At 37.9% G+C, this 5103-nt stretch carries 6 protein-coding genes; 5 read left to right on the plus strand and 1 reads right to left on the minus strand.

The window, feature by feature from the left end; translation table 11 throughout:
* Nucleotides 1-12 precede the first annotated feature (12 nt).
* The 5 genes from AC11ZT_RS09410 to AC11ZT_RS09430 all read left to right on the plus strand — a co-directional run bounded on the left by AC11ZT_RS09410 (nucleotide 13) and on the right by AC11ZT_RS09430 (nucleotide 4481).
* On the plus strand, nucleotides 13-171 hold the full coding sequence (locus AC11ZT_RS09410; RefSeq protein ID WP_484059359.1) for a hypothetical protein: 159 nt from the start codon (nucleotides 13-15) through the stop codon (nucleotides 169-171).
* On the plus strand, nucleotides 164-1582 hold the full coding sequence (locus tag AC11ZT_RS09415; RefSeq protein ID WP_484059354.1) for a PH domain-containing protein: 1419 nt from the start codon (nucleotides 164-166) through the stop codon (nucleotides 1580-1582). The genes AC11ZT_RS09410 and AC11ZT_RS09415 overlap by 8 nt, the downstream gene beginning before the upstream one ends.
* A 99-nt stretch (nucleotides 1583-1681) precedes the next feature.
* Nucleotides 1682-2320, plus strand: coding sequence for an NADPH-dependent F420 reductase (locus tag AC11ZT_RS09420; protein WP_484059355.1), 639 nt, complete (start codon nucleotides 1682-1684; stop codon nucleotides 2318-2320).
* Between the two features lie 170 nt (nucleotides 2321-2490).
* On the plus strand, nucleotides 2491-3339 hold the full coding sequence (locus AC11ZT_RS09425) for a LysR family transcriptional regulator (protein ID WP_484059356.1): 849 nt from the start codon (nucleotides 2491-2493) through the stop codon (nucleotides 3337-3339).
* 215 nt (nucleotides 3340-3554) lie between these two features.
* A complete protein-coding gene (locus AC11ZT_RS09430) occupies nucleotides 3555-4481 on the plus strand; it encodes an alpha/beta fold hydrolase (protein WP_484059357.1) in 927 nt (308 codons plus the stop codon).
* 97 nt (nucleotides 4482-4578) lie between these two features.
* Here AC11ZT_RS09430 and AC11ZT_RS09435 read toward each other — a convergent pair.
* The coding region (locus tag AC11ZT_RS09435) for an RNA-guided endonuclease TnpB family protein (protein WP_484059358.1) at nucleotides 4579-5103 on the minus strand (525 nt) is incomplete at its 5' end.

The raw sequence follows: 5103 nt of genomic DNA on the forward strand, positions 1-5103 counted from the left end.
CAATATGTAAAGATGAAGCAAGGACCTATCATGAAGTTTTTTCATTTATCCTCTTTGTCTGTATCCACCGCTTCGAATACAGAGGAAATACCTGGATTAACGGAGCAAGAGGCGCAATATTTACAAAAAGCGATCATTACATTAGCAAAGGTAGAAGATGAGGATGAATAGACGTGAGCATCCAGTTACGATTTTGTTCCGTTCCTTCAAGTTTTTGAAAAGTATAATCTGGGGTATGATTCCATTTTTTGTTTTCACATTGAAAAGCATGTCCGTCATTACTATATTTCTTTTGTTTATAGGACTTGTTAGTTTGACGGGGATTGTGGCTACGGTAAATTGGTATTTCACTATATTCCGAATTGAACAGGACGGATTATTTGTAAAAAGGGGTGTTTTTACGAAGAAAGAAACATTCATACAACATGATCGCGTACAATCTGTTTCCACTCATGCAACGTTGCTTCATCAATTCTTTCATATTGAACAGGTTATTGTAGAAACAGCGGGGGGAAAAGTGCCTGAAATTGATTTATACGGCGTTCCAGTTCGGGATGTAAGTGAGATTGTGATGATTCTGAAAGGGAGCGAAAGACGTGTACATCAAGAAGAATCGAAATATACGGAGCGAACGTATCATTTAACGAAAAAGGAAATGCTCCTAGCAGGCATAACTTCTGGACAAATTGGAATCCTATTCACCATCCTGATGGGGCTTTGGTCACAAGTGAATGATTGGATACCAGCATCCTATTCGCAATTCATTCAAAATCAAGCGGCGCATTTGTCTTTTTATTTATGGATTATGTTAGCGGTTGTCTTTCTTATTATATCTTGGGTAGCAGCGACCATTCAGTTTATCATAACCTATTACGGTTTTCGAATCGTTTCATCCGATAATAAATTATATATCACAAATGGATTATTAAATAAGAAAAAGGTAACACTTCCACAGAAAAAAATTCAAGGTATTACCATTGAGGAGGGGGTACTTCGAGGTTTGTTTGGGTTTGCTTCTATTAAGGCCGAAGCAGTCGTGTCGATGAAAGATTCAAAAGTGCATACAATCTTGCTCCATCCCTTTATTTCAAAAAAGAAAATACCAGCATTTCTGCAATATGTGGTTCCGCAGTACACCCTACAACCAATTGGAGAAAAGGCACCTAGGCGCTCTTTAAAACGATTTTTGTTTGTCAAAACAGTACTCGCTTTCTTATCTGCTAGTATAGTAACGATTTGGAACCCAATCTTATTTCCAGTCTTTTTACTCGTGATGCTAGGACTCTGGCAAGGCTATGCCTGTTACCGTAGCGCGGGATTTACTATATATGAGAAACAAATTACTCTATCGTATCGTAAACTAGCAGCCTATAAAACCATTATTCTAAGAAAACATATTCAATCTATTGGCACAGAGCAAACGATTTTTCAAAAAAGGGATCAAGTTGGAACCATTCGATTCCATATTTTATCGGGGCTTGTAGGTGTATGTGTAAAGGTGAAAAATTTGGATAACGGGCAGAATGAACGAATAATGGAATGGTTTGAAGAGCGAAAGAACGTAAAACAGGAGCAATGCTGAAACTTTTTGTTTCATCCCTGAAAAATAGTAGAAATTCCGCCTGACGAAGCCCGTTGATATGATAATGATGTAATCCATCATATCAGGGGGAATTTCATTATGAAGATAAGCTTACTAGGTACAGGCCGCATGGGACAAGGCATTGCGAAGACACTCGCACCTTATGTTGAATTAAACTGGGCTTCACGCAGTCCGGAGCGTATACAATCGTTACTGGAAGAAAATGAACTGGGAAATATACGCCCTGTATCCTATGAAAAGGCATTAGAAGCAGATATTATTATCCATACATTATGGTTTCGTGATGTATTGCCGTGGGCAGAACAACACAAAGAGGAGTTAGCAGGGAAAATTTTTGTTGATATCACAAATCCATTTACAGAAGATTTTTCCGACTTCACATTAGAATGGGGACAATCTGCGGCAGAAGAATTGCAAAAAATCATTCCTGATACAAAAGTGGTAGGGGCTTTTAAAAACACCTTTTTTCCAATCTTTAATGAACCTATTCATGAAAAGATGGAAAGTGATGTATATGTGACGTCAGATGATGAAAACGCAAAAAAAGCCGTTATGCAAGTATTACATCCAATTCCATTCCGTATATTGGATGGCGGAAAACTGCAAAATAACCGTACTATTGAAAGACTGACCCTTTTTGAACGTGAAATGGCGATTAGATATGGCAGCTATCCATATGTATCGAACCGTTTATTTGGTATCACAAAAACGGTGTAGTAGATAGAATCTAGATGCTCTTGAGCTCTTTCGGTAAGCAGGGATAGGGATTGCTTACCGGGAGGGCTCTTTTTTTGTTCAATTAAATGGAAGTTCTTCTCACTTAATCATATATAATGTAAATATATAACAAAATATGCGAGATCATTCAGGGCTTGTGGAGGAATGATATGAATATTGAATACTTTAAGAGTTTTGTTGAAACAGCTAGTCAAAAAAGCATATCGAAGGCGAGTGAGAAATTAAATCTTACCCATCCTGCATTAAGTAAGCAAATTCGAAAGGTAGAAGAATATTTTGAGGTACCCTTATTTATTCGTTCCTCATCAGGGGTTGAACTGACAGAAGAGGGAAAAATTCTATATGGTCGAATCCAGCATATTTTGGATGAGTTGTCTGCTTTGCAAGTAGATTTCAAAAAAATGAGTCAATCGCATTCTTATATAGTTGGAACGTTACCGAGTTTAGCTGCCTATTATTTACCTACTAGGATTTTACGATTAAAGGAAAAGGGAATAGAGATTGAAACGGTTGTAAGAAATACTTCTCTAGAAGTGATGGATTTACTTCAAAAAGGTGAAATTGATGCTGCGGTTATTGAACAAGTGCCGCTAAATACGTCTTATTGGATTAAAGAATTATTTCATGAGCCATTCTTCACGGTATTACCGAAAAATCATCCATTGGCCAATGCCGAATTAATTAGTCTTGAAAAAATTCACGAGGAAAATTTAGTCCTATACCCGCCAAATTGTAGTGTTAGAAAGAAAATTACAGATATATTGCATGCAAAAGGTTTGGTACCTAATGTCAGAACAGAGGTAGACTTCGGTGATTTCTTATTTGGCTATGTTGCGGCAGGGGCAGGGTTGACAATTGTACCCGAGATAACGGCACAGCACTTAGGTTATTCCATGCTAAAAGCAATACCCGTAACCAATGCAAAGGCAAAGCGCACGATTTCGGTTATTTCCCAAGCGGAAACAATAGGAAGGTTTTTATTTAAGAACTTTAACTAATAGCTAATATAACTTCATTCAAGTTAAGATCCTTTTCTTTATGTTGAAACTTTTGTTTACGCTTCTTTAATTTTTTGGGAATTTCATTGCTTCATAATAGATGTTATTTTTTTCTAACTTAGTAGGAAGCGATAGGTAGGATATGCTCTGCCATAAAGTGTAATGAACACTTTATCCGATGGAAAATTTATTGTAAATAAGAGGAGGGGATTAGGATGAAAGATACGACTTCAAAGGATCGATTACCAAATGATCCAGTTTGGCAGCATTACTATTTTAAAAGTGACGATGTAACCATTCATTACGTACGTCAAGGTACAGGAAATCCTGTTCTTTTGCTGCATGGCTGGCCTGGTTTTTGGTATGATTGGCGTTATGTTATTGAACCATTGTCAAAAGATGCAGATGTAATTGCACCGGATTTCCGGGGATTTGGGGAATCTGATAAACCTGATGTTAATCCAATAGATGGTTATACTCCGGATCATTTTGCGAAAGATATTATTTCACTTTTAGATGAACTACATGTCGAAAAAGTTTTGATTGTGGCTCATGATATTGGAGCAACCATTGCGCAACTTATTGCCAAGAAATATCCTCAGTATGTAGAATCGTTAATACTCTTGAATCCTCCTTACAATGGAATTGGGATAAGAAGATTTGATCCAGCCATTCAAGGACAATTTTGGTATCAGCATTTTCATAACCTGCACTGGGCAGGAGACTTGATAGGTTATAACGAAGACACTGTTCGGTTATATTTGACTCATTTTTATCAAACATGGACAGGGAAAAAAGAGGCGCTTCGTCCGAAGGAACTGGATGCAATCATTCAATCGTATGCCAAAGATGAAGGGATGAAGCGGAGTATTAACTATTATAAAGCTAGAGCGCAAGCAAAGACACAAGACGCAGTGCAAAAGCAAGCCGGCATTGAAGAAAAAATCCCTCATACAACACATGTTTTATGGGGCGAAGCAGATCCAGTCATTCTTGTAGATTGGTCAGATAAATTGTACGATTACTTTGATGAATATACATTGAAAAGACTGCCGTCTATAGGACATTTTGTTTCTTTTGAAGCACCTGAAGAAGTGGTAGAGGCCGTGAAAAAAGCACGCAACAAGGCGATTGATCGTTAGAAACAGCATACAATTGAACTACTCACCACTTAACACCCTTCCGGGTTGTTTGAAGTGGGAGATTCCTAAGAACACTAGTGTATCCACCAGTTATAGATTAGGCTAGCCCCGTCATTCCAACGGTTAGAAGTCTTATCGCTTCCTTTTTAAGATTGATACCTGCGTTAACATCTCTTTGGTGATGGGTATGGCACTCTGGACATTCCCATTCACGTAATCCCAGATTTTTAACGTCTTTGTTTTTATAGCCACAACCAGAACATAGTTGACTAGAAGGAAAATGTTTTGCTACAGTCACTACTTTTTTTCCGTACCATTTCGCTTTGTACTCCAGCATCCTTTTGAATTGTGACCAAGACACTTCACTGATGGCTTTCGCCAGATGGTGATTCTTTAACATATTAGATACCGACAAATCTTCCATCCCGATTATGTCGTGGCTTTTGACAATCTCGGTGGAGATTTTGTCTAAGTAATCCTTTCGTGCATTCGTGATCTTTTCATGAATGCGAGCTACTTTGATTTTTGCTTTATACCAATTGGAACCACCTATTGTTCGTCTACTCATCACACGCCCTGCTTGGGCCAACTTGTCTTCTAAGGTGCGGAAAAATTTCGGATT

The sequence above is a fragment of the Ectobacillus sp. genome, assembly GCF_056992975.1.